A 23,457-nucleotide genomic window follows, 5' to 3' on the forward strand; every position below is an offset into this window, starting at 1 on the left:
CGTGTACGTGCCACCCGGCTGGCCACCGGAGGTGCGCCCTCCTGGCAGCCCCGACTGGGAGGTCTCGGCCGTGTCGTGGCTGCTCGACGCGGTGCCCCCCGACTACCGCGCGTACGGCGTGCTGCGCCGGCACCCGCTCGCGCTCGCCCGGATGGCCCGCCAGCAGGTGGCGGCGTCGATCCAGGCGGCCAGGGAGGGATACCGGGGGGCGGCGGTGGACCTGAAGGAGCACCTGCCCCCGCACGCGATCGAGGCCGTCCTGGACGCCTACCGCCAGGAAGGCCCCCGGCTCGTACGGCTGGCCGAGTCGGTCGCGCTCGTGGAGCGGGCCCTGCGCGGCGAGCACTTCCTCCCTCGCCTGCGACCACGCTCTTAAATCCGGACATATGGGGCATATCACTCATAAAGAGGGAATCGGGGGTTAGCCATGACCACAGAAGGAGCGATGAAAACCGCCGGCCAGGTCATGCACGAGGGCGCCGAGTGCATCGGCGAGCACGAGAGCCTGCGCAGGGCCGCGGAGATGATGCGGGACATGAGCGTCGGCGCCCTTCCCATCTGCGGGGACGACGACCGGCTCAAGGGCATCATCACCGACCGCGACATCGTGATCAAGTGCTGCGCCGAGGGCAGAGATCTCGACCAGACCACGGCGAGCGAGCTCGCCCGCGGCCTCGTCTGGGTCGACGCCGGCGCCAGCGTCGAGGACGCCCTGGCGAAGATGGAGGAGCACCAGATCAAGCGCATGCCGGTGATCGACAACCATCGCATCGTCGGGATGATCACCGAGGCCGACCTGGCCAAGGAGCTACCCGACAGCAAGCTCGCGGAGTTCGTGCACCGCATCTACGCGCGGAGCTGACTCTCGCGGCGATCTCCGGGCCGGGTGTCGCCGGGAACGGCGGCCCGGCCCTCCGCATGCCCCGTTCCCCGAGGTCGCCCGAGGGCCTTCAGCGGCCCGTGCGGTAGGCCACGAAGGCGATGATCCCGATCGCCCCGACAGCGACCGCCAGCCATAACACCGGCATCGGCACGGCGAGGACTCCGTCCCCGGCGGCCGCCCCGCTCGTCGCCTTGACCGCCCTCGGCCGGGCGGAGGCCCGGGCCGGCGTGGGCGACGGAGCCGGCCGGGCGGCGGCGGGCAGCGGCACCCGGTAGACCGGGCTGTCCTTCCCCTCGCTCCCGGTGAGCAGGGCCAGGCCGTCCCGCGTGTACGCGATCGACTCGGCCTGGCGCAGCGGCGGCATCGTCACATGCGCGATCAGCGTGCCGGGCGAGCGGTAGACGGACGCCGAGAAGTACGTGCGGATGACGAAGCTCGACCCGTCGGGCGCGTACGCCGCGTCGGTGGCCATGAGGGGGGCGGACCCCACCCGGCGCAGGACGTTCACCTTGTCGGTGCGCAGCTTCGCGGGAGCGGCGTAGACGCCCCCGGAGAGCTCCTTGCTGACGACGTACAACCGGCCCGTACGGGGATCGACCATCACCCCCTCGGCGTTGCGGGGGCCGTCGGCGTAGCGGAAGCGATACCGGACGGCCCGCAGCGTGGCGTCCTCCATCGTCCTGGGCTCGACGACCTTGTAGACCGACACGTCCGGCCAGGCGCCGTCCATGTTGTCCCCGATGTCGGCGATCCACAGCACGCCGCGCCCGGTCGCGCGGTCGGTGGAGGCCGCGATGCCCTCCCAGTCCCTGGCCTCGGCGTTGCCGATCGTGAAGGTCGCCCGGGTGCGGCCGTCCGGTCCGATGGCGTAGACCTGGGGTCCGTTGCCGCTGTCGTTGTGCGTGTAGACGATGCCCTTGTGGGTGGGCGAGACGGCGAGGCCGCTCGACTCGCCGACACGCTCGTCCCTGATCCGGAACAGCAGCCGCTCCCGGTCGTCCGCCCGCGCCGCCGTCGTCGCCGTAGCCGCCCGGGCCGCCGTCACGGTCGTCGCCGTCGCCGGGAGCACCGCGCCGGTGCCCGCGACCGCGAGGAGAGCCAGGGCGGTCCGCGGAATCCTGCTCATCCGCGTTCGCCCCGTCATGCTCCCCATGCGGCCATCATTCCCGATGCCCGTCCCGCGTGCGGCGGGCGACATGCCCCGGCCGTCCCGGAATCAGTCTGGAGCGGGTATGCGGGCGGCCTGTCACCGCAGGGCCGCGTAGAAGTCGCGCAGGTCGGCGGCGAGCACGTCCGGCCGCAGGTGGGCGGCGTAGTGACCGCCCCCGTCGTAGGACCGCCAGTGGACGATGTTCTTGTGATCGCGCTCGGCGAAGGTGCGCATCGACACGAAGTCGCCCTCGAACATCGCCAGGCCGATCGGGACCGTCGTCGGCTCCTTGGGATGCTCGGCGCGCGCGTCCTCGTAGTAGAACCGCGTGGCCGAGGTGGCGGTGCCGGTCGCCCAGTAGAGCATCGTGTTGGTCAGGATGAAGTCGTCGTCGACGTCCTCACCGAACAACTGGGCGTTCCAGCCCAGCAGCCCGGCGGGCGAGTCGAAGATCCCGTACGACAGCGTCTGCGGCTGCTGCGAGTGGACCATGTTGAACGACATCTTGTTCTCGTAGAACCACTGCAGCACCTCCAGGCCCTTCCGCTCCTCGTCGGTGAGGTTCGCCATCTCCGCCGGGTCGCCGGAGGGGAAGGAGTAGATCTGCGTGACGTGGACGCCGGCGACGTGCTCGGGGTCCACCCGGCCCACCTCGGGCGAGACGAACGAGCCGCCGTCGTTGCCCACCGCGCCGTACCGGCCGTAGCCGAGCCTGCGCATGAGCTCCGCCCACGCCCGGGCCGTACGGAACCGGTTCCAGCCCCGCTCCCTCGTCGGGCCGGAGAAGCCGAAGCCGGGCAGCGACGGGATCACCAGGTGAAACGCCTGCGCCGGGTCCTCGGGGTTCGTCAGCGGTTCGACGACCTTGAGGTACTCCACGATCGAGCCCGGCCAGCCGTGGGTGAGGATCAGCGGAAAGGCGTCCTCGTGCGGCGACCGCACGTGCAGGAAGTGGATGTCCTGCCCGTCGATCTCGGTGATGAACTGCGGATACCGGTTGATCTCGGCCTCGTGGGCGCGCCAGTCGTACCCGTCGCGCCAATACTCGGCCAGCCGCTTCACGTACGCGACCGGCACGCCGTACTCCCAGCCGCTTTCCGGGATCTCGTCGGGCCAGCGGGTCCGGCCGAGCCGGTCCTTCAGGTCGTCGAGGTCGGCCTGCGGGACGTCGATACGGAAAGGCCTGATCTGCGTGTTCTCGCTCATGACGCCGACATTACGCACCCTTCCGGACAGCTTCTGTCCTGAAGTGACGCCAGACTGAGGACATGCTGGAAACCTCGGCGCGGCTGCTGCGCCTGCTGTCGTTGCTCCAGGCCAGACGCGACTGGCCCGGCGCGATCCTGGCCGATCGGCTCGGCGTGAGCGAGCGGACGGTGCGCCGCGACGTCGATCGGCTGCGCGATCTCGGCTATCCGGTGGAGTCCACTCGCGGCACGGACGGCGGCTATCGCCTGGTCGCCGGGACGGCGATGCCACCCCTGCTCCTCGACGACGACGAGGCGGTGGCCGTGGCGATCGGGCTGCGGGCCGCCGCCGGCGTGACGGGCGTCGAGGAGGCGGCCGAGCGCGCCGCCGCCAAGCTCGAACAGGTGCTGCCGTCACGCCTGCGCCGCCGCGTCGGCGCCGTGCAGGCGTACACCGAGCCGGTGCCGCCCGACCGGCCGGGTCCCGCGGTCGATCCCGCCGTGCTGAGCGTGCTGGCCGCGGCCTGCCGTGACCGCGAGCGGCTGCGGTTCGACTACCGCGGCCACGACGGCTCCTCCGGCGTCAGGCTGGCCGAGCCCTACCGGCTCGTGTCCTGGGGGCGCCGGTGGTACCTCGTGGCCTGGGACGTCGACCGCGACGACTGGCGCACGTTCCGGGTGGACCGCATCGCACCGCGCACTCCCACCGGGCCGCGATTTCCGCCCCGCGACCCGCCGGAGGGCGGCGCGGCGGCGTACGTCGCCCGCGGCGTGTCGTCGGCGGCCTGGCGGCACCACGCCCGGGTGCTCGTCCACGCCCCCGCCGAGGTGGTCGCCGCACGGATCAACCCGGCCGTCGGCGTCGTGGAGGACGTCGACGGCCACACCTGCGTGCTCGTGACGGGGGCCGACACCGTGAACTCGCTCGCCGTCCACCTCGGCCTGCTCGACCTCGACTTCGAGGTCACCGGCCCGCCTGACCTGGTCGACCATCTGCGCGCCCTGACCGCCCGCTACGCCCGCGCGACCGCCAAAGCGGCAGGGGGAGCGGCAGCGGCTTCGGCAGCGGGGTCAGGCTGAGGCGCCGCCGTCCAGCGCCAGATCGAGCCCCACCGCGAAACCGGCGTCGTCCGAGGCGAGCCAGAGCACGGTGCCGGTGATCTCGTCGAGGGCGCCGACGCGGCCGATCGGCAGCGTCTCCCGGAGCCGGGCGGCCCGGTCGTCCTCGGTCTCACCGGGGCGCAGGGACATGCCGGTGTCCAGCGGCCCCGGGCTGACCGCGTTGATCCGCACACCTGCCCGGATGTTCTCCAGCGCGGCCGTGCGGGTCAGCGCGCTCACCGCGGCCTTGGACGCGGCGTAGGCGCCCAGCCCGGGCATCCGGATGTGCGCCCCGATGTTCGAGGCGATGTTGACGATCACGCCGGAGCCCTGGGCGCGCATCGCGGCGATCTGGTGCTTCAGGGCGAGGAAGACGCCCGTCGTGTTGACCTGGAGGACGCGTGCCCAGTCCTCCTCCGGCATGTCCACGACGGTCCCTCCCGCGAGCGTTCCTGCGCTGTTGACCGCGACGTCGAGGCGGCCGAACCGGGTGACGATCTCCCCGACGAGCCCGGCCACCGCGGCCGAGTCGGTCACGTCGAAGGTGAGCGCGGCGGCACTTCCTCCCTCGGCCTCGATCAGCTCGACGGTCTCCTCCAGCGGCTCCCGTCGCCGCCCGGCCGCCACAACGGTGGCGCCCTCCCGGGCGAACCCACGGGCGACCGCCCGGCCGACGCCGGAACCCGCCCCGGTGACCAGCACGACCTTGTCCGCGAACCTCATCTATCGCTCCTTTGTCCATGCGAAAGCGGCGGCGACCACCGCCGCCGTGAGAAGGAAGGCCGGGGCCATCGCGGTGAGGGCGAACCCGTAGCCCTCCGTGATGGCCCGGGCGCCGCCGGCGGGCACGTCGCCCGCGCGGGCGGCGGCGAGTGCCACGAGCACGGCGAGGCCCACCGTCGGCCCCGCCTCCATGGCGGTGTTGACCAGTCCCCCGGCCGCCCCGGCGTCCTCCGCGCGTACGCCGTCGAGGGCCGCCACGGTGGCGCCGGAGAAGGCCAGCCCCGAGGCGACCGGGAAGACCAGCAGTCCGGCGAGCACGGTTCCCCCTGACGTGACACGGCCGAGCAGCAGCATCGACACCGCCGCGAGCAGCGATCCGGCGACCAGCACGTGCCGCACACCGAGGCGGCGCAGCAGGCGGCCGCTCACCGGGCCCATGACGACGACCAGGAGGAAGGGCAGGAAGGCCAGGCTCGTGTCGATCGGCGACAGCCCGCGCACCTGTTGCAGGTAGAGACTCAGCAGGAACGTGGTCGTCGCACTGGCGGCCGCCGTGAGGAAGACCACGAGCAGGGCCGCGCCCCTGCGGGGATGTGCCACCAGCCGGAGCGGCAGCAGCGGCCGCGGCGTCCTCGCCTGAAGGACGACGAAGCCCGCCGTCAGCACCAGGCCGGCGACGACGACGGCCGTCGCCCCCTCCAGCAGGCCGTAGGCGAGCGCGATCAGCCCGGCCGTAGCGAGCAGCGCGCCGGGCACGTCGAGGCGGGCCACCGTACGAGGCGCGGGCGGCAGCAGGACGATCCCGGCGGTCACGGCCGCGACGCCGACGGCGGCGGGCAGGAGGAACGACCAGCGCCACGAGGCCGCGGCGGCGACGAGGCCGGACAGCAGGCTGCCCGCCACGGCCCCGGTGACCGACAGGGTGCCCCACACCGCCAGAGCGCGCTCACGCTCCCGGACGTCCGGGCGGAGCCGCGTCACCAGCGAGACGGCCGCGGGAGCGGCCATCGCGGCGCCCACTCCCTGCGCGAAGCGCGCGGCCAGCAGGACCGGGTGGTCCGGAGCCAGCCCGCCCGCCGCCGACGCCAGTGCGAGCAGGGCCATCCCGGCGAGGAACATCTCCCGGGCGCCCCACCTGTCGGCGAGCCTGCCTCCGAGGAGCAGCAGCCCACCGAAGGTCAGCCCGTACGCCGAGGTCAGCAGGGCCAGGTCCCCCTGGCCGAGTCGGAACTCCCGCTGGATGGCCGGCAACGGCACGGTGAGAAGGGTGATCGCCGCGACGAGCGTGACCTGTGCCCCGCCGAGCACGGCGAACGCCGCCATATTTTTGGATCGATCGGTCAAGAATGAAGGCATAAAAAAGCGCACTCCTCTTCCCGCGGAGAGATCAGCGGAGCACCGCGAGGGCCTGTGCGGCGGCGTCGCGGAGGCGGGCGGGGTCGCAGTGCCCCTTCCCCATCACCCGCAGCCCCTGCAGGAAGACGAGCACGAACCGCGCCAGCGCCCGGGGATCGGACTCGGCGGAGATCTCCCCCTGGGCGCGGGCGCGGATGAGCGCCGAGGTCAGCGCCGTCTCCAGGCCCGTCCAACTGGTCTCGACGACCCGGGCGACCGGCTCGTCGTCCGGGAGGAGCTCGGTCGCCGCATTGACGATCATGCAACCGCGCCGGTCGCGGTCGCGGATCGAGTCCTCGGTGTAGCGCTCGACCAGCGTTCGTACGGCCGGCAGGGCGGGGCCGGGCTGCGACAGCAGTTCGACAGGGTTCGGGTCGCACGTCTGCGCGTAGCGCTCCAGCGCCTTCACATAGAGGTCGTGCTTGCCGCCGAAGGTGGCGTACAGGCTGGCGCGACCGATGCCGAGGTGCTCGACCAGGTCGGCCATCGAGGTGGCCTCGTAGCCGCGCCGCCAGAACAGATCGAGGGCGCGCTCCAGCACGACATCGGGGTCGAACTCCTTGGTTCTCGCCATGCGCTCGACCCTAGACCAATCGGGAACGATCGGTCAATTAAGCCGCGATGCGATCGTCCCAGGTGATCCGGTAGTCGTGCATCCAGGCCAGCGCGTTGCGCTTCTCCACCTGCCGCATGACCACGGGAAGGATCAGGTCGCGGACGAAGGCCCCGCCGGCGCCCGGCGCCTTGCCGTCCCCGTTGCGCTTGCCCTGCGCCACGACGCGCTCGACCCGTTCGCGCCGCAGCCGCTCGAAGGCGGCGAACGCCTTCGCGGTGTCCGGCACGTCGCGCAGGCACTTGCCGAGCACCACGGCGTCCTCGACGGCCATCGACGCGCCCTGCCCGGAGGACGGAGAGGTGGCGTGGGCGGCGTCCCCGACGAGGACCATGCGCTCGCCGGACCACTTCGGCACCTTCGGGAAGTCGTAGGTGTTCCAGCCGGGCAGGATGTCGGGGGTCGCCGCGATGATCTCCCGCATCGGCCCGGCGTCGCCCTCGAACAGATCCATGAGCCTGGCCCGCCACTGTTCGGGAGTGATCGCCGCGAGCTCCTCGGGGGGCATCTCCCTGCGGCTCGGCGGGTTGGCGAACCACCACACCTGCCCCTCGGGGTGGATCATGTACCCGAAGAAGCACCGCCTGCCGAAGATGAAGTAGCAGACCCCCGGCCTGCCCGGCGCCCGCACCCCCTCGGCGTAGCCGCCGGTGTTCAGCAGCCCGACGTAACGGGCGCGGGGGGCGTCGGGGTCGATCAGGGCGCGAGTGCGCGAGCGCAGCCCGTCGGCGCCCACCAGCAGGTCGCCCTCGGCCTCGCCGCCGTCCGCGAAAACCGCCCGTACGCCGTTCGCGGTGGCCGAGGCGCCGGTGAGCCGCTTGCCGTAGTGGATCCGCACGCCCCGCCGTACGGCCTCGTCGCGCAGCGCCTGGTAGAGGTCGGCGCGCCGGAGCGTGCGGCTCGGCTGGCTCGTGGTCGCCAGCAGCCTGCCGCGCGCGTTGCGGATCTCCATGACCGGCGTGTCCATGCCGAGGTCACGGACGAGGTCGTGCAGGTCGAGCAGGCGCAGGGCCTCCAGCCCGTTCACCGCGAGCGTGAGGAAGGCGCCGACGCCCTCGGCGCCCCGGTCGTAGGCCTCGAAGACCTCGCTGTCGATTCCGGCGCGTCGTAGCGCCATGGCCGTGACGGGACCCGCGATCCCACCGCCGATGATCAGAGCTTTCTTGGTCATGAGATGACTATACATATTATGACTATTCGACGACAAGGCCCCTATGATGGGCGCCATGTCGACACGGCGCTCTCCCCTGGCCGCGGCCGTGCTCGCCCTGGTCTGCGAGTCGCCGATGCACGCGTACCGGATGCAGCAGCTGATCAAGGAACGGCACCAGGACGACGTGGTCAACGTCGCGCAGCGCAACAGCGTCTACCAGACGATCGAGCGCCTGCTCCGCGACGGGCTGCTGGCGGTCCGCGAGACCACCCGCGAGGAGAACCGGCCGGAGCGGACGGTCTACGAGGCCACCGAGACGGGCCGCGAGACGCTCAAACAGTGGATGCGGACCATGCTGTCCACCCCGGCCAGGGAGTTCCCCGAGTTCCCCGCCGCGCTCGCCTTCCTGCCCGTGCTGACGCCCGAGGAGGCGCTGGCGGCGCTGCGGCAGCGGATCGCGGCGCTGGAGGCGCGGCTGTCCGCGCTCGACGCCGAGATGGCCGACAGCCTGAGCTTCGTGCCCCGCCTCTTCCTCGTGGAGTCCGAGTATCAGCGGGCCCAGGTCGCCACGGAACTGGAGTTCGTGCGCGGCCTCGCAGGCGACCTGAGCGAGGGCCGCCTCACCTGGGACTTCCAGATCTGACGCGTGCCCGGCTCGCCTGGAGTCCACTCCAGGTACCTAGGGTGGAGGGCATGGAATACGGACACCTTGGCCGCACCGGCCTGCTGGTCAGCAAGCTCTGCCTGGGGACCATGAACTTCGGTCCGCAGACCACCGAGGAGGACTCGTACGCGATCATGGATCGCGCCCACGAGCTCGGGATCAACTTCTTCGACACGGCCAACGTCTACGGCTGGAAGAAGGGCGAGGGGATCACCGAGAACATCATCGGCCGCTGGTTCGCCCAGGGCGGCGGCCGTCGTGAGCGTACGGTCATCGCCACAAAGCTGTACGGCGCGATGGGCGACTGGCCGAACGAGGAGAAGCTGTCGGCGCTGAACATCCGGCGGGCGGCGGAGGCCTCGCTGCGCCGCATGCAGACCGACTACATCGACGTCTACCAGGCCCACCACGTCGACCGGGACACCCCGTTCGACGAGTTCTGGGAGGCCATGGACATCCTCAAGCAGCAGGGCAAGATCCTGTACGTCGGCTCGTCGAACTTCGCGGGCTGGCACATCGCCAAGGCCCAGGAGTCGGCCCGTCGCAGGAACACCCTCGGCCTGGTCAGCGAGCAGTCCCACTACAACCTGCTCGTCCGCGCGCCCGAGCTGGAGGTCATCCCGGCGTGTGAGGACTACGGCCTCGGGCTGATCCCGTGGAGCCCGCTCGCGGGCGGCCTGCTCGGCGGCATCCTCCGGAAGATCGACAAGGGCCGCTCCGCCACCGACCAGATCGCCGCCCAGCTCGACAAGCACCGCGACAAGATCGAGCGGTACGAGGCGTTCTGCGACGAGCTCGGCGAGGACCCGGCCAACGTCGGGCTGGCGTGGCTGCTGCACCAGCGTGCGGTCACCGCGCCGATCATCGGCCCCCGCACGGTCGAGCAGCTCGACGGCACGATCCGGGCGCTGGAGATCGAGCTGAACGACAAGGCTCTCGCCCGGCTCGACGAGATCTTCCCCGGCTTCAGGACCGCCCCGGAGGACTACGCCTGGTGATCAGGCGTTGAGCAACGCCCCGACGATCACGATGAACACGAGCAGCGCGAGCACCGTGGGCAGCAGCCAGCGACGAGGACGATCCACGCCATGGAGCCTAGTCGCGGACTGCCAATGGGTACGCCTCGACCTGCTCGTACCGCACGCTCGCCCCTATGTGGCTGCGCACGAGGTGCACCGACGACACCTCCCAGCGCCGCCCGCCGAAGGCGCCCAGGGCGCCGACCAGGGGGCGCAGGTCGTCGCCGTGGCGTGACCGGGTCCTGGAGCGGGCCAGGGTGAGGTGGGGATGGAACCGCTTGCGGTCCGTCTCCGCCGCCCCGGCCCGCCGGGCGCCGGCCGCCACCGACCCGGCGAGCCTCGTCAACGCGGGCCCCGCCTCCAGGCCGACCCAGAAGATGCGTCCCCGGGAGGCGGAGGGGAAGGCTCCCGCGCCGCCGAACGACACCGTCTCGGGGGAATACCGGGCGGCCGCGCGGGCCAGCCGCACGCCGAGCTCGGGCAGGACCTCGTCGGGCACCTCGCCGAGGAATGCCACGGTCACGTGCCACAGCGCGGGATCGACCCAGCGCAGCTCCGACCACTCGGCACGTACGGCCTCGACCGCCGTGGCGATCTCCGCCAGCGCCTCAGGCGGCGGCAGGAGCGCCACGAACAATCTGCTCACGTGCCGATTCTTCCCTGCGCGCCACGCGCGCCGCGACCATCCGGGTCACCAGCACCGCCAGGCAGACGCCGCACATGCTCAGCACACCGGCCGCCACGACCGAGAGCCGGGGGCCGGCCAGTTCGGAGAGCCAGCCCACCAGCGGCGCCCCGATCGGCGCTCCCCCGGTGAAGACCAGCACGTAGATCCCCATGACCCGGCCGCGCATCTCGGGAGAGGCGCCGAGCTGCACCATCGTGTTCGCGGTCGTGTTGACCGTGATCATCGCCATGCCCGCGGGGACGAGCATCAGCAGGAAGGCCGCGTACGCGGGGGCGAGCCCGGCGGCGACCTGGAACAGCCCGAAGCACAGCGCCCCGGCGATCAGGAACCTGCGGCTCGGCTTGACCCGGCGCGCGGCCAGCAGCGCCCCGCCGAACGCCCCGACGGCGAACGCGCTGGACGCCACGCCGAAAGAGGACGCGCCCGCGCCGAACGCCTGCTTGGCCATCAGCGCGATGCTGGTCGAGAAGCTCTGGGCGAAGATCGCCATGAATGCCACGAGCAGCAGCGGCAGCAGCAGGTCGGGCCGGCCGCCGACGTAGCGCAGGCCCTCACGCAACTGGCCCTTGCCACGCGGCACGGGCTCCGGCGAGCGCAGCTCGGACACCCGCATGAGCGCGAGCCCGGTGATCACGGCGGCGAACGACACGGCGTTCAGCACGAAGATCGGGCCGGTGCCCATCCAGGAGATCAGCAGGCCGGCCACCGCCGGGCCGACGACCCGGGCGAGGTTGAAGGTCGAGCTGTTCAGCGCGATGGCGTTCGGCAGGTCCCGCCGGCCCACCATCTCGACCACGAACGACTGCCGCGTGGGCACCTCGACACAGGACACCAGGCCGAGCGTGAACGCCATGGCGTAGACGTGCCAGACCTGGGCGGTCCCCGTGATGACCAGCACGCCCATGGTGAGCGCCAGCAGCCCCATGAGCGTCTGGGCCACCATGAGGATCCGACGCTTGGGGTAGCGGTCCGCGATGACCCCGCCGAACATGCCGAACAGCATCGTCGGCAGGAACTGCAGCGCCACGGTGACGCCGAGCGCCGAGCCGCGGCCGTGCGCGAGGTCGAGGACCAGCCAGTCCTGGGCGGTGCGCTGCATCCAGGTGCCGACGTTGGAGATCACGCCGCCGGAGGCGAACAGGCGGTAGTTGTAGGTCCGCAGCGAGCGGAACATGCCGCCTACATCGTGGACAGCTTCTCCAGGATCGGCGCCGCCGCGCGCAGCGTCGCCCTCTCCTCCGGCGTCAGGTCCTTGAGCCGCTGCGCCAGCCAGGCTTCCTTGGTGAGGCGCTCCTCCTTCAGCAGCGCCGCTCCCTGCGGCGTCACGCTCACCGTCACCTGCCGGCGATCGGTCGGATGAGGTTTGCGCTCCAGCAGACCCCTCGCCTCCAGCTTGGCGATCACGCGGGTCATCGAGGGCGGCTGCACCTTCTCGTGCTCCGCGAGTTCGCCGGGGGTCATCGCGGTGTGGCGCTCGACGGCGACGAGCGTCGCGAGCTGTGTGGGCGTCAGTGAGTGGTGCGCGGCCTGCTTGCGCATCCGTCGCGTCAGCCGGGCGAGGGACACGCGCAAGGCGGACGCGAGAGCGGCGTCGCTGCGCAAGTTCTGGGCGTTCGTTAGCATGACTCATTACCTTTGCTAACTATATGGCGCATGTCCGTATTCCTCCAAATCGTCCTGCTCTGCAGGGTGACCGCGACACACCGTACCGGCGCGGTCCACGCCAGGGACGATCAAGGCCCGGCCCCCGCATGGGGGCCGGGCCTCGTACGCGCCTCGCGTCAGGCGAAGTCCTCCGGCGCGAACTCCCTGGGTTCGACCAGGACGAGCCAGTTGCCCTGATTGTCGCGGATGACCGCCTCCACCCCGTACGGCCGATCCGAGGGCTCCTGCAGGATCGTCACACCCTTGGCCGTGAGCTCCTGGCAGGTCTTGCGGCAGTCGTCCACGCGCAGCCCCAGGCCGCCGGCCTGGCCCTTGTCGAGCTGCCTGCGGTAGAAGTCGGTGCCCTCCTCGTCGAGCGGCGGCCCCGGCTTCATCAGCGTGATCTCGAGCTCCGGCTGGTCCGGGTGGTTGATGGTGACCCAGCGGAATCCGTCCAACTGGACGTCGGTGTTGGGGACGAAGCCGAGGACGTCCACGTAGAAGTCGCGGGCCTCGTCCTGGTCCTGACAGTAAAGCGTGATCAAGGAGACGTTCCGAATCATGCGGAAGACGCTACTGCGCCCCCTCCGACCTGGGCTTCTCCGAAATTGCACAATCGTCGTGCCGCTTCGGCGCGCCCTCGAGGTGGAGCACTCCGTTCATGAACAGGTAGCAGCCGGGGACGCGGGGGCCGCCGCGCGCCGCCCACCGGTCGCGGTATTCGCTCGGGCTCTCCCCCACCATCCGGCGGAACTTGGCCGAGAACGACCCCAGGCTGCTGAAGCCCACGGCCATGCAGATCTCGGTCACGGTCAGGTTGGCGAAACGCAGCAGATCCTGGGCGCGCTCCAGCCGCCGCCGGGTGAGGTAGCGCATCGGCGTCTCGCCGTACGCCGCCTCGAAGGAACGGACGAAGTAGAACTTGGAGACCCCGGCGACGGCCGCGAGCCGGTCGAGATCGAGCTCACTCCGGTAGTCGCGGTCCATGCGGTCCCTGGCCAGGCGCAGCCGCGGCAGCAACTCCGCCGGCACCGCCCGCTGTCCCCTCACGGCCACGTTTCGACCCTAGCCCGCCCCACCGACAGATTCCCGCACTTGCCGAGGCTTTCTAACAGCGTTAGATTGGTTCTAACGCTGTTAGAAAGGAACCGTATGAGCCCGGCCTCACGCATCGACACCGAGGGGATCGTCCGCGCCGCCTTCGACGTCCTGGACCGGGAGGGCTTCGCCGCCCTCTCGATGCGCACGCTGGCCGCGCGACTGGAGGTGAAGGCGGCGTCGCTCTACTACCACGTGCCGAACAAGGCGGCCCTGCTCCAGTTGGTCGCGGACCGCGTCGCGCGTCAGGTGACCGCGGCGTTCGCCCCCGGCCTGCCCTGGCGGGAACTGCTGCACGGCATGGCGCGCGACCTGCGCGAGGCCCTGCGGACCCACCCCGGGGCCGCGGCCGTCGTCGCCGTGCGGAACGCCTCGCCTGAGGTGTTCGAGGAGGCCGTTCCCCTCGTCCTGTCGGCCATGCACGAAGGGCTGCGCCTCACCGACGACGAAGCGCTCCATCTGGTGCAGGCGCTGTACGTCCTGGTGACCGGTCTCGCCCTGGCCGAGTTCGGCGAGACGCCGGATCCACCGGCCGCACCCGCCGCCTACTACGACGCCTGGTTCGACACCGCCGTCTCGACGTTCCTGGACGGAATCCAGGCGCGGCACGGCGCGTGACCCCTCGCCCCCCGCTCAGGAAGGACTCCCCGCCGTGTTACTCGCCGCGCTGCTCCTGGTCGTCGCCGCCGACGCCTACTTCGTCCTGACCACGCTCGCCGACCTCTTCCCGTTCAACAACGTGCGGGAGGCGAAGAGGTCGGAGAAGCTGACCGAGGTGACCGTGAACGCGCCGGTCCTGGCCCTCCCCGCCCTGCTGCTGGTCTGGGCGTCCGCGGCGGGCCTGCCCGTCCTCGCCTACGCCGGGGCGGCCGTCGAACTGCTCGCGCTCCTGAGCGGCCTGGCCCTGTGGTGGCTGCCGTACCTGGCGGGGGTGACCGTGCCGTGGGCGACGGCGGGCACGGGCGAGACCTGGGCCGCGCTGCACGCGCGCACCTACGCGAAGACCGTCATCGTGCTCCCCCGCCGGGGAGATCGTCCACGGCCCAATCTGGAGCACATGATCCTGCACATGCTCATGCTCCTGGCCACCGTCTGCGCGTTCGCCGCCGCCCGCGCGATCTGACATGCGAAGAGGCCGCCGCGGCGTCGCCACGGCGGCCTCCGTACCGCGCGGATCAACTCAGGCCGAGCAGGCTCTTGAGGGGCTCCAGCGCGAAATACACGACGAACAGCGCGCCCACCAGCCACATCAGGGGGTGGAGATCGCGCGCCTTGCCGCGGAACGCCTTGATGGCGATGTAGCTCACGAAGCCCGCGCCGATCCCGACGGTGATCGAGTACGTGAACGGCATGAGCACGATGGTCAGGAACGCGGGGATCGCGGTCTCGAAGTCGCTGAAGTCGATCTCCTTGACCTGGGTCATCATCAGGAAGCCGACGACCACGAGGGCCGGGGTCGCCGCCTCGAACGGCACGATCTCCGTCAGCGGGGCGAAGAACATGGCCAGCAGGAACAGCACGCCGGTGACGATGCTCGCCAGGCCGGTGCGCGCGCCCTCGCCGACGCCGGCCGCCGACTCGATGTAGGTGGTGTTGGACGACACGCTCGCCGCGCCGCCGGCCGCCGCCGCGAGTGAGTCGACGAGCAGGATCTCCTTTGTGCGCTCGACGGTCCCGTCCGCCTGGACCAGGTTCGCCTGGCGGCCCACGCCGACGATCGTGCCCATCGTGTCGAAGAAGTCGGCCAGCATGAGGGTGAAGACGAACATCACGGCCGCCAGACCGCCGATCTTGGCGAAGCTGCCGAACAGGCTGAACTGGCCGAGCAGCGACAGGTCCGGCAGCTCGATGAAGTTCTTGGGCCATGCCGGCACGTTGAGCGACCACCCGTTGGGGTTGCTCCCGTCCGGGATCTGCGGCCCGATCTTGCCGATCGCCTCGACGATCATGGCGAGCACGGTCGTGCCGACGATCCCGAGCAGGATGGCGCCCTTGACCCTGCGGGCCACGAGGAAGGCCGTCACGAGCAGGCCGACGACGAAGACGAGCGTGGGCCACCCGGTCAGCGAGCCATTGCCCAGCGCGCCGAGCTTGACCGGGACCGTGGTGCCGCTCGCGTCCGGCATGCGCCGGACGAACCCGGCGTCGACGAACCCGATCAGCGCGATGAACAGGCCGATGCCGACGCTGATCGCGGTCTTGAGCTGGGCGGGGATCGCGTGGAACACCGCCACACGAAAACCCGTCACCACGAGGATCGCAATGACGATGCCCTCCAGCACCACCAGGCCCATCGCGTCCTCCCACGACATCTGGCTGGCGATGCCGAAGGCGAGGAAGGCGTTCAGTCCGAGGCCGGTGGCCAGGGCGAACGGCACCCGGCCGAAGACGCCCATGATGATCGTGAGGATGCCGGCGACGAACGCGGTGGCCGCGGCGACCAACGCGATGTTGGGGTTGTTCCCGTCACCGAGGAACTGGCCCGTCTTGTCGGCTACGGTGCCGATGATGAGCGGGTTGAGCACCACGATGTAGGCCATCGTGAAGAAGGTGGCGAAGCCGCCGCGGACCTCCTGTCCGACGGAGGAACCACGGGCTGAGATGGAGAAGTATCGATCGAGGAAACCAGGGGCTTTCATGGGGTTCGCATTCACGCGCGCAGAGTCGCAGGCCCTTACCATCCGCGGAAAGAGCCAGGGGAGCAGCGTTGTCCTTTCGTGACTGGTTTGTCATGAAGATACCGGCTCGCTGCCGCGACCTTCTAAGCTGGCTGACGTGAGCGAGCGCCGGCCGGACCCCATGCCTCTCAGGACGAGGGACACCCTCACGATCCTGGTCGGGACGGCCCTGTGGGCGATCGCCCTGGTCGTCGTGCTGCTGGTGGTGAGACCGGCCGACCCACGGCCCGTCTGGGTCTGCGTCGCGGGGATCGGCCTCGGCCTGTTCGGCATCCTCTACATCCGCCGCCGCGACTCCCGCCTGCGAGAGCCCGTCCCCGCCGCCGAAACCGGCGAATCGGAACCCCGCCGCCCCTGAGCGGAGCAGCTTCAGCCGAGCCCGCCCTCCCTCGCGGGTTCCCACCACGTCAGGTGGCCGGTCGCCTCGGCCACCGGCTCGATGATCTCCCACGCCTCGGCGATCAGACCGTCGTCGAGCCGCCAGATGTCGACGACCGCGATCTCCGGCCCGGCGCCGGGCAGCCGGCGCAGCGAGTGCATCACGACGTGATCGCCGTCGGCCAGCAGGTGCCGGATCTCCACCCGCATGCCGGCGAGCGGGACGAGAGCGGCGCGGACGTCGGCGAGCCACTCCGCCTTGGTCCTCGTCCCGTCCGGCCGGTGATGGACGAAGTCGTCGCGTAGCGACGAGGCGAGCGCGTCGACGTCACCGGTCGCGATCAGTGCGGCGAGTGCCTGCCGCACGATGCTCCCGTTGTCTGTGCTCCCGTTGTCTGTGGTCATGTCCTTGGCTTGCATGATCGGCAGTGTTTCCGCCGCTCGCGTGGATTGTCGATGAAGTGGCATTTCATCGGCGTACGGCTCACCCGGGAGTAGCATCGGCGGCCATGCACACGGTCGGGGAACTGTTGCGGCGGTGGCGGCATCACCGGCGGCTCAGCCAGCTGGATCTCGCGATCGCCGCCGACGTCTCGGCCCGCCACGTCAGCCTGGTGGAGACCGGCAAGTCCCACCCGAGCGCCGACATGATCCTGCGGCTCGCCGAACAGCTCGACGTGCCGTTGCGCGAGCGCAACCGGCTGTTGCTCGCCGCCGGCTTCGCACCCCGCTACGCCGAGCGGCCGCTCGACGGAGACGAGCTGTCGGCCGCCCGCGACGCGATCGGGAGGGTCATCCGGGCGCACGAGCCGTACCCCGCGCTGGTCGTCGACCGCCGGTGGAACATCGTGATGGCCAACAGCGCCCTCGACCCGTTCCTCGCCCACGTGGCGCCCGATCTGTTGCGGCCGCCGATCAACATGGTGCGGCTCGGGCTCGACCCGCGCGGGCTCGCTCCGCACATCGTCAACCTGGCCGAGGTACGCGCGCTGCTCCGTATCCGGATCGGACGTCAGCTCGTCGTCGCTCCCAGCGCCGAGCTGACCGCGCTCTACGAGGAGCTGCTGGCACCGGGTGCGGGCCCCGAGGACGCGCGGCACCCGATCGAGGCCGAGATCGCCGTTCCGATGATCTTCCGCTTCGGCGGACGGGAACTGCGGCTGTTCTCGACCACCACCACGTTCGGCACCCCGATGGACATCACCCTGGACGAGGTCGCGATCGAGTCGTACTACCCCGCGGACGTGGAGACCGCCGCGTACTTCACCGCGTCCGGCCAGGCCTCCTGCGACGCCTAGATCGAGGCCGTGGGGTCGAGGTCGGCCTCGGCGAGCAGCAGGGGGACCCGGGCGGGATCGCGCAGGAGCGCCGCCACGGCGAGGCGGTCGCCCCACTGGCCGGCCGCCCACGCGAGTCCCCTGGCCAGGCCGTCGACGCCGGTCGCGTGCACCGCGCCCTCGAAGAACCGCCACGGCACCGGCCTGCCGTCCACGAGCAGCTCGTCGTGCTCGACGTACGTCGCGGGGGCGCCGGGCAGCAGCGACCGCACCTCGGGCGGCACGGGCTTCTCGGTTCCGGCCGAGGTGACCGCGCCGGTGACCACCTCACCGGCGAGCGGCAGGTCGAGCACCTCCGACAGCGCCTCGGCGAGGTCGAACGGCGCGAGCACGAGCGGCCGGTCCTCCACCAGGGCGAGCAGGTCGGGCGCCTCCACCACGACCGGGCCGTCCTCGACGTCCGCGACCGTGACCGTGCCCTTCAGCACGACCCGTACGGCCTCGGGCGGGCTCACCCGGGCGGGATCGACGGCCGCCAGCGCGATCCACAGGGACCGCAGCTGGGCCCGGTCGACCTCGAGGGACGAGTCGGCCAGCAGGTCGAGCAGCTCTTCCGGGCCGCCGTGCGAGTCGAGCAGCTCGGCGAGCGTGGACCGGACGCCGATCATCTTCAGCGCGTCCGCGTCGATCCCCGCCGGCGCCTCGCCGTACAGGCCGAACAGCAGCGGGTCGCCCGTCGGGAGCCGCAGCTCCGTCGGCCTGCGCCCGCCGAGCACCTGGTGCCGCGACAGCCACCAGGCCGTGTACGACGGCACCTCGACGGTCTCCCCCGCGGCGAGCACCCGCAGGGGCCGCAGGGCGGCGCGCAGCGGGGGCCGCGACAGCAGCGCGAGGGCGCTCGGCCAGTCGGCGACATACTCCAGGTCGCGTACGGCGGTGAACTCCCGGACCACCGGCGGCACGTCGAGATCGGTGTTCAGCAAGCCGGGCAGCAGGTCGAGCACGGCCTCCAGCCACTCGTCCTCGAGGTCGAGGTCGTGGTCGCACTCGGTGGGGTCGAGCAGCACGTCGGAATCGTTGACCACGGCGAAGCCGTCGAGCACCCCGGCCGCCGCCAGCACGTGCGGGCCGAACTTCTCCACCAGGTCGGGGGCGGCGACGCCGAACGGCACCTCGGGGTCGATGAGACCGGCCAGCGAGCCCTCGGCCAGCAGCAGCTCGCCCGCCGCGTACAGCTCGCCGTCGGCGCCGCGCAGCGCCAGTTCGGCCAGCCACGGGGCCTCCCCCGCGGTCAGGCCCGCCGCGTCGACCAGAGCCAGCACGGCCTGGGCCACCGGCTCGGGGTCGGTGCTGTTCAGCGACTCGGACACGGCCGCGTGGGTGAGCGGGTCCTCCAGCACCGTACGCGGGGTCGCCTCGGCCGCGCCCAGCCGCAGCAGCAGCGGGTGCGCGGCGTCCGGGTGGACGATCCGCAGCCCCAGCGGCGCCAGCAGGGCAGGGTCAAAGGTGCCCGACTCCTGTGACAGCACGAGCGTGCCGCGCGGGCCGCGCACCAGGCGGCCGTCGGCCAGCGGCACGGCGATCGCGCCGATCGCCTCCGGGTCGTCGGCGGGCAGCACCTCGTAGAGCGACCGCCACCACGCCGGGTCCTTGTCCTCCACGGCCTCGCCGGACAGCATGTCCACGACGTCGGCCAGGTCGACCCTGCGCACGCCGAGCGTGGTCAGGGCCGGGTTCCGGGAGGACCAGCCCGCGGGCAGCAGCCCGGGCACGATGCCGGCGATCTTCTCCAGGAACGCGGCCTGCCCCTCGACCGCCCGGGCCTGGTTTCCCGGCACGACGCCCTCGGAGATCGTCGGCAGCAGCGGCGTGTCCGGCAGCGCCTTGACGATCTCCCGCCTGATCGCCGCGTCGAGCGCGCCCTTGCCCATCAGGCCGGGCACGAGGTCGAGCAGGTCCGGAGTCGCGGGAAGCTCCCCCAGCAGCCGTACGTACGCCTCGGCTGCCCTGGCGACCAGGAAGTCGGTGAGCGGCCCGGGGGCGACGTGCCGCCGGTCGGTGGTCATCGGGAACGACGCGATCAGCAGCGCGGGCAGGTCGAGCGGCTCGTCGCTCGGTGTCGGCGCGTGCACGACCCTGTGCACAACCCCCCGGACGTCGCCGCGGCGGTCGCCGGGGACGGCCCAGCGGACCTCCCAGTAGGGCCGGGCCCGCTCCTCGGTCGGCCGGTCGGCGAACAACTCGGCCACCTGCTCGGGGCCGAACGTGCCCGACTCGGCGACCACGTGCCAGCCCTCGGCCGAGATCGTGCGGGTCCGCCCGTCCACCTCGATCTCGACGGCCTCCAGCGCCGGCATCGACAGCGGCAGCGCGGGCCCCGCCTCCTCAAGCATCCGCCGTACGGCCTGCTCGGCGGCCTCGTCACGCAGCGGGAGCCGGACCAGCGTGTCGAATCCCTCGGGGACCTCGGGCGAGTCGTCGGAGAACGGCAGCCGCAGCAGCGGGACGTGCCCCTCGCGGCCCTCCAGCTCGGCCGCGAGCTCCGGCCTGGCGGCGACCAGAGCGGCGGTCTCCTCACGCGACCACCGCACCCCGTGCACCTCGCCCGAGGGCAGCCGAGAGGCGATCGAGGGCGTGTCGGTCACCGACACCACGGCGGCGAAGCCGACGCCGAACCGGCCGGCCGCTCCCGCCTCGTCCTTCTTGCCTGAGACGCGGAGGGTGCACAGGCCCTCGACGCCGGTCTGGTCGAGCGGCGCGCCGACGTTGGCGGCCAGCAGCACGCCGTCGGCGAGCGTCAGCCGCAGGCGGCCCGGGATGCCGGCCCGCAGCGCGGCGTCGGCGGCGTTCTGGGCGAGCTCCACGACCAGCCGGTCGCGGTAGCCGCCGAGGGCGAAGTCCTCCTCGGCGTTGGCGTCCTCGCGGAAGCGGGCAGGGGAGGCCGTCCAGGCCGCGAGAACGGTGTCACGCAGGCGTGCGGTATCGAACATGATCAGGCGTGGCCCAGGGGTTCGGAGCCGGCCTCGTCCACGGAGCCCGACTCGATGAGGTCGTATCCCAAGTCGTCCAGGATCGGGGGCGCCGGATCCGTGACCATCGAGGGCACGGTGGTCGCCTCGGAGTGCGCCCCGCAGCCGTGGTCGGCGGACACCACGCGGCCGTCGTCCGGCGCGTACTCGTTGGCGCAGACGCCGAAGCCGAGGCCCAGCGCTCCGGCGAGCGGCCAGTAGAAGCCGCAGGTGGAGCATTGCGCGGGGGCGGCGTGCGCGATCGGGGTGTGCGGCCCGGCCTCACCGGCGCGCCAGCGCCGCGCGGCGAGGTCACGGCCGAGCACCGACAGGACGCGGGCGCGTCCCAGACCCAGCTCGAAGAGCATCTGCTTGTCGATGTCCTCGTCGGCGGAGGCGAACCCGGGCACGAGCCGGTCGTCGTCCGCCTCGACCGGCAGCAGGTCGCCCACGCCGAGGTCGCCCGGGCGCAGCCGCTCGTTCCACGGCACCCAGCGGGGAGCGAGCAGCGCGCCCGAGCCGGGCAGCAGCACGGTCTCGCTCACGGTGACGACGCGGGCGCGGGAGGCCCGGGTGACGGTGACCGCCCAGCGCCAGCCGCGGTAGGCGCGGTCGAGGCACTCGAAGTAATGGGCGACGACTCGGTCGCCCTCGTTGTCGAAGCCCAGGTGCTCTCCCACCTCCCCGGGGCGCGCGATGTCTTCCGCGGCCCGGCGGGCGAGGTCGACCGCCGCGGCACAGGCCTGGTCGACTGGAGTGCTACGGATTCGGGTACGACTCACACTCCATTTTCACCCACGCCGCGAGCGGACCGCACCGGCTCGATGGGCAAAACATGGAAGGACCCTCGGTGCCTATGGTGAAGATTTGGGCGAAAGTTACGCGTGTTGTGAGAGCACCGGCGCGCGCGACGCGCCGGTTGACGCACGCCCAGGGAGCGGGCCGCACCGGTCTCGGCCACCTCATCGAGGTGACGGCCGCCCATTCCGCCGGGGACGCACTGGTCACCGTGGCCCTCGCCGGAGCGCTGCTGTTCGGGCTGCCGGTCGGCCAGGCCCGCGGCCAGGTCGCGGCGTACCTGCTGATCACCATGCTGCCGTTCGCCGTGGTGGCGCCCTTCGTCGGGCCGGTGCTCGACCGGCTCCGATCGGGCCGCCGCTACATCATGGCCGGCACCCTGCTCGCGCGGGGCCTGCTGTGCTGGGGGATGGCCGGCGCCGTCCACACCTCCGACGCGGTCACGCTGTTCCCTTCGGCGCTCGCCGTACTGGTCCTGTCGAAGGCCTACAACGTGTCCCGGGCGGCGATCATGCCGAGCGTGCTGCCCGCCAACATCCCACTGGTGACGGCCAACGCCAGGGTCGCGTTGTTCGCGCTGGTGTCGGCCGGCGTCGGCGCCGGGGTGGCCGCAGGCCTGTCCGCCGCGGCCGGGGCCGACTGGGTGCTGCGCGCCGCCGTGCCGCTGTTCCTGCTGTCCGGGGCGTTCGCCGTACGGCTGCCGCGGCACGTGGACGCGCCCGACCTGGAGGAGGCCGGGCCGCGCCCCCGATGGCGCACCGTGCTCCACCTGGGCCCGGTGGTGAGCGAGGCCATGGGGGCCAACGCCGCGATCCGGGTGCAGTCGGGCTTCCTCGTGTTCTTCCTGCTGTTCCTCGTCCAGGACGGCCACCTGCGCGGCGTGGATCCGAAGGCCGCGCTGGCGCTGCTGGCCGCCGCCGCGGGCGCGGGCGGCCTGGCCGGGGCCGCCGCCGGTTCCTGGTCCCGCTCCCGGTCGCCACACCTGACCGTCATGGCCACGCTCGCGCTGGCCACGGTCGCCACCGTCGCCGCGGCCTTCTTCTTCGACGTGTGGACCGCCGCCGTCGTGGCCCTCGTGGGCGCGTTCGCCCAGGGCCTCGGCAAGCTCGCGTTCGACGCCATCGTGCAGCGTGAGATCGGCGAGGAGGTGCGCTCCTCCGCGTTCGGCGTCGCCGAGACGCTGCTTCAGATCGCCTGGGTCCTCGGCGGGCTGCTGGGCCTGGTGATGTCGCTGTTCGTGGCCGGTCCCGCCGGGCTCGGCGTGATGTCCGCCGCCCTCGCGCTCTCCTTCGGCCGCCTCGTCATGCTCCGCCGCCGCAGGCTCGCCGCGCGCACGGCCACGGCCACCTGAACCGGTCACCCACGCCCCAGGCCACCCGCGCTTCCGGGGCCGCCGCATCGTGCCCACCGCACGGCAGCGCATCACACGGCACGGCATCACACGGCACCGCATCCCGGCCGCGCCGCACCCTGCCGCCCGGGGCTTGGCCGGGCGGCGGAAAACGGATGCGGCAGGCCGGAGGATGGATCAGGCGTCGAGGTCGTCGGCGACGGCGCGCAGCACGGTAGCGATCTTCTTGGCGTGCGCGGCGTCCGGGTGCTTGCCCCGCTGGTAGGAATTCGAGATGTCGTCGAGCAGCTTGATCAGATCCTCGACGATCACGACCATCTCGTCGGGCTTCTTCCGCTTCGCCTTGCCCTTGACGGTCTTGGCCAGCGTCGGGGGCTGGTCGATCACCCGCACAGAGAGCGCCTGCTGACCGCGGCGGCTCTCGGCGACACCGAACTCGACCTTCTGCCCGGGCTTGAGCGCGTCGACCCCCTTGGGCAGGGCGGAGGAATGCACGAAGACCTCACCGCCGTCGTCGCGGGTGAGGAAGCCGAAACCCTTGTCGGCGTCGTACCACTTGACCTTGCCACTCGGCACAGGGGTGACCTCGTTCAGACTGTCGTGAAGGTGATGGATGTAGGTTATGCCCACAGACCGGCCCCGTGGACCC

26 protein-coding genes are annotated in these 23,457 nt (G+C 71.7%); 10 read left to right on the forward strand and 16 right to left on the reverse strand.

Annotation, left to right across the window (positions count from 1 at the left end; genetic code table 11):
- Position 1: 1 nt before the first annotated feature.
- Complete coding sequence (locus tag ACIBK1_RS34315) at positions 2-376, forward strand: hypothetical protein (protein ID WP_030509159.1); 375 nt, start codon at positions 2-4, stop codon at positions 374-376.
- Positions 377-445: 69 nt separating this feature from the next.
- Positions 446-862 (forward strand): CBS domain-containing protein, encoded by a 417-nt coding sequence (locus tag ACIBK1_RS34320; protein WP_030509160.1) that lies wholly within the window; start codon positions 446-448, stop codon positions 860-862.
- 88 nt (positions 863-950) lie between these two features.
- Here the strand turns inward: ACIBK1_RS34320 and ACIBK1_RS34325 are convergent, their stop codons facing one another.
- Together ACIBK1_RS34325 and ACIBK1_RS34330 are read right to left on the reverse strand one after the other, a co-directional pair.
- Entirely contained in the window at positions 951-2,009 is a 1,059-nt protein-coding gene (locus tag ACIBK1_RS34325) for a hypothetical protein (protein ID WP_396739871.1), read from the reverse strand.
- A 120-nt stretch (positions 2,010-2,129) separates the two neighbouring features.
- Entirely contained in the window at positions 2,130-3,239 is a 1,110-nt protein-coding gene (locus tag ACIBK1_RS34330) for an epoxide hydrolase family protein (RefSeq protein WP_396739873.1), read from the reverse strand.
- A gap of 62 nt (positions 3,240-3,301) precedes the next feature.
- On the opposite strand from ACIBK1_RS34330, the gene ACIBK1_RS34335 reads away from it, so the two are divergent.
- Positions 3,302-4,300 (forward strand): helix-turn-helix transcriptional regulator, encoded by a 999-nt coding sequence (locus tag ACIBK1_RS34335; RefSeq protein ID WP_051761912.1) that lies wholly within the window; start codon positions 3,302-3,304, stop codon positions 4,298-4,300.
- On the opposite strand, the gene ACIBK1_RS34340 is transcribed toward ACIBK1_RS34335, so the two are convergent.
- The 4 genes from ACIBK1_RS34340 to ACIBK1_RS34355 are packed head-to-tail and all read right to left on the reverse strand — an operon-like array spanning position 4,292 to position 8,223.
- Positions 4,292-5,044, reverse strand: coding sequence for an SDR family NAD(P)-dependent oxidoreductase (locus ACIBK1_RS34340; RefSeq protein ID WP_396739875.1), 753 nt, complete (start codon positions 5,042-5,044; stop codon positions 4,292-4,294). The genes ACIBK1_RS34335 and ACIBK1_RS34340 overlap by 9 nt on opposite strands.
- Positions 5,045-6,388: an MFS transporter gene (locus ACIBK1_RS34345; RefSeq protein WP_396739877.1), complete on the reverse strand. Its 1,344-nt coding sequence runs from the start codon at positions 6,386-6,388 to the stop codon at positions 5,045-5,047.
- 43 nt (positions 6,389-6,431) lie between these two features.
- Positions 6,432-7,013 (reverse strand): TetR/AcrR family transcriptional regulator, encoded by a 582-nt coding sequence (locus tag ACIBK1_RS34350; RefSeq protein WP_030509166.1) that lies wholly within the window; start codon positions 7,011-7,013, stop codon positions 6,432-6,434.
- 37 nt (positions 7,014-7,050) lie between these two features.
- Positions 7,051-8,223, reverse strand: a complete 1,173-nt coding sequence (locus ACIBK1_RS34355; RefSeq protein ID WP_396739879.1) for an FAD-dependent oxidoreductase — start codon at positions 8,221-8,223, stop codon at positions 7,051-7,053.
- A 55-nt stretch (positions 8,224-8,278) separates the two neighbouring features.
- On the opposite strand from ACIBK1_RS34355, the gene ACIBK1_RS34360 reads away from it, so the two are divergent.
- Both ACIBK1_RS34360 and ACIBK1_RS34365 read left to right on the forward strand, forming a co-directional pair.
- The gene (locus ACIBK1_RS34360; protein WP_036407348.1) at positions 8,279-8,848 is read left to right on the forward strand and encodes a PadR family transcriptional regulator; all 570 of its coding nucleotides are present in this window, start codon (positions 8,279-8,281) and stop codon (positions 8,846-8,848) included.
- Positions 8,849-8,898: 50 nt separating this feature from the next.
- The gene (locus tag ACIBK1_RS34365) at positions 8,899-9,867 is read left to right on the forward strand and encodes an aldo/keto reductase (RefSeq protein ID WP_030509169.1); all 969 of its coding nucleotides are present in this window, start codon (positions 8,899-8,901) and stop codon (positions 9,865-9,867) included.
- A gap of 97 nt (positions 9,868-9,964) precedes the next feature.
- Here ACIBK1_RS34365 and thpR read toward each other — a convergent pair whose 3' ends face one another.
- The 5 genes from thpR to ACIBK1_RS34390 all read right to left on the reverse strand — a co-directional run bounded on the left by thpR (position 9,965) and on the right by ACIBK1_RS34390 (position 13,276).
- A complete protein-coding gene (gene thpR / locus ACIBK1_RS34370) occupies positions 9,965-10,534 on the reverse strand; it encodes an RNA 2',3'-cyclic phosphodiesterase (protein WP_030509170.1) in 570 nt (189 codons plus the stop codon).
- A complete protein-coding gene (locus ACIBK1_RS34375) occupies positions 10,497-11,750 on the reverse strand; it encodes an MFS transporter (RefSeq protein ID WP_030509171.1) in 1,254 nt (417 codons plus the stop codon). The genes thpR and ACIBK1_RS34375 overlap by 38 nt, the downstream gene beginning before the upstream one ends.
- Positions 11,751-11,755: 5 nt before the next feature.
- Complete coding sequence (locus ACIBK1_RS34380) at positions 11,756-12,199, reverse strand: MarR family winged helix-turn-helix transcriptional regulator (protein ID WP_030509172.1); 444 nt, start codon at positions 12,197-12,199, stop codon at positions 11,756-11,758.
- A 158-nt stretch (positions 12,200-12,357) separates the two neighbouring features.
- Positions 12,358-12,783: a VOC family protein gene (locus tag ACIBK1_RS34385; protein ID WP_030509173.1), complete on the reverse strand. Its 426-nt coding sequence runs from the start codon at positions 12,781-12,783 to the stop codon at positions 12,358-12,360.
- Between the two features lie 10 nt (positions 12,784-12,793).
- A complete protein-coding gene (locus tag ACIBK1_RS34390; RefSeq protein ID WP_051761914.1) occupies positions 12,794-13,276 on the reverse strand; it encodes a helix-turn-helix transcriptional regulator in 483 nt (160 codons plus the stop codon).
- Positions 13,277-13,372: 96 nt separating this feature from the next.
- On the opposite strand from ACIBK1_RS34390, the gene ACIBK1_RS34395 reads away from it, so the two are divergent.
- Together ACIBK1_RS34395 and ACIBK1_RS34400 are read left to right on the forward strand one after the other, a co-directional pair.
- Positions 13,373-13,936 (forward strand): TetR/AcrR family transcriptional regulator, encoded by a 564-nt coding sequence (locus ACIBK1_RS34395; protein ID WP_396739882.1) that lies wholly within the window; start codon positions 13,373-13,375, stop codon positions 13,934-13,936.
- Positions 13,937-13,970: 34 nt separating this feature from the next.
- A complete protein-coding gene (locus ACIBK1_RS34400; protein WP_396739884.1) occupies positions 13,971-14,441 on the forward strand; it encodes a hypothetical protein in 471 nt (156 codons plus the stop codon).
- 52 nt (positions 14,442-14,493) lie between these two features.
- Here the strand turns inward: ACIBK1_RS34400 and ACIBK1_RS34405 are convergent, their stop codons facing one another.
- Complete coding sequence (locus ACIBK1_RS34405; RefSeq protein ID WP_030509177.1) at positions 14,494-15,957, reverse strand: NCS2 family permease; 1,464 nt, start codon at positions 15,955-15,957, stop codon at positions 14,494-14,496.
- Between the two features lie 136 nt (positions 15,958-16,093).
- Here ACIBK1_RS34405 and ACIBK1_RS34410 point away from each other — a divergent pair, with 136 nt between their 5' ends.
- Positions 16,094-16,354, forward strand: coding sequence for a DUF2530 domain-containing protein (locus ACIBK1_RS34410; protein WP_231513964.1), 261 nt, complete (start codon positions 16,094-16,096; stop codon positions 16,352-16,354).
- A gap of 11 nt (positions 16,355-16,365) precedes the next feature.
- Here the strand turns inward: ACIBK1_RS34410 and ACIBK1_RS34415 are convergent, their stop codons facing one another.
- Complete coding sequence (locus tag ACIBK1_RS34415) at positions 16,366-16,794, reverse strand: nuclear transport factor 2 family protein (RefSeq protein ID WP_030509179.1); 429 nt, start codon at positions 16,792-16,794, stop codon at positions 16,366-16,368.
- 89 nt (positions 16,795-16,883) lie between these two features.
- Between ACIBK1_RS34415 and ACIBK1_RS34420 the strand changes: the two genes are divergently transcribed.
- Positions 16,884-17,672, forward strand: coding sequence for a helix-turn-helix transcriptional regulator (locus ACIBK1_RS34420; protein WP_030509180.1), 789 nt, complete (start codon positions 16,884-16,886; stop codon positions 17,670-17,672).
- Here the strand turns inward: ACIBK1_RS34420 and ACIBK1_RS34425 are convergent.
- Together ACIBK1_RS34425 and ACIBK1_RS34430 are read right to left on the reverse strand one after the other, a co-directional pair.
- Positions 17,669-20,641, reverse strand: a complete 2,973-nt coding sequence (locus ACIBK1_RS34425) for a sacsin N-terminal ATP-binding-like domain-containing protein (protein WP_030509181.1) — start codon at positions 20,639-20,641, stop codon at positions 17,669-17,671. The genes ACIBK1_RS34420 and ACIBK1_RS34425 overlap by 4 nt on opposite strands.
- 2 nt (positions 20,642-20,643) lie before the next feature.
- On the reverse strand, positions 20,644-21,441 hold the full coding sequence (locus tag ACIBK1_RS34430; RefSeq protein ID WP_030509182.1) for a DUF3027 domain-containing protein: 798 nt from the start codon (positions 21,439-21,441) through the stop codon (positions 20,644-20,646).
- 107 nt (positions 21,442-21,548) lie between these two features.
- Between ACIBK1_RS34430 and ACIBK1_RS34435 the strand changes: the two genes are divergently transcribed.
- Positions 21,549-22,808 carry an MFS transporter gene (locus tag ACIBK1_RS34435; RefSeq protein WP_396739888.1) on the forward strand — a complete coding sequence of 420 codons (1,260 nt, stop codon included), beginning with the start codon at positions 21,549-21,551 and terminating at the stop codon, positions 22,806-22,808.
- 177 nt (positions 22,809-22,985) lie between these two features.
- Here ACIBK1_RS34435 and ACIBK1_RS34440 read toward each other — a convergent pair whose 3' ends face one another.
- Entirely contained in the window at positions 22,986-23,384 is a 399-nt protein-coding gene (locus ACIBK1_RS34440; RefSeq protein ID WP_030509184.1) for a cold-shock protein, read from the reverse strand.
- Between the last annotated feature and the right edge of the window lie 73 nt (positions 23,385-23,457).

Source organism: Microbispora rosea (assembly GCF_044460045.1).
GTDB classification, from domain to species: domain Bacteria; phylum Actinomycetota; class Actinomycetes; order Streptosporangiales; family Streptosporangiaceae; genus Microbispora; species Microbispora rosea.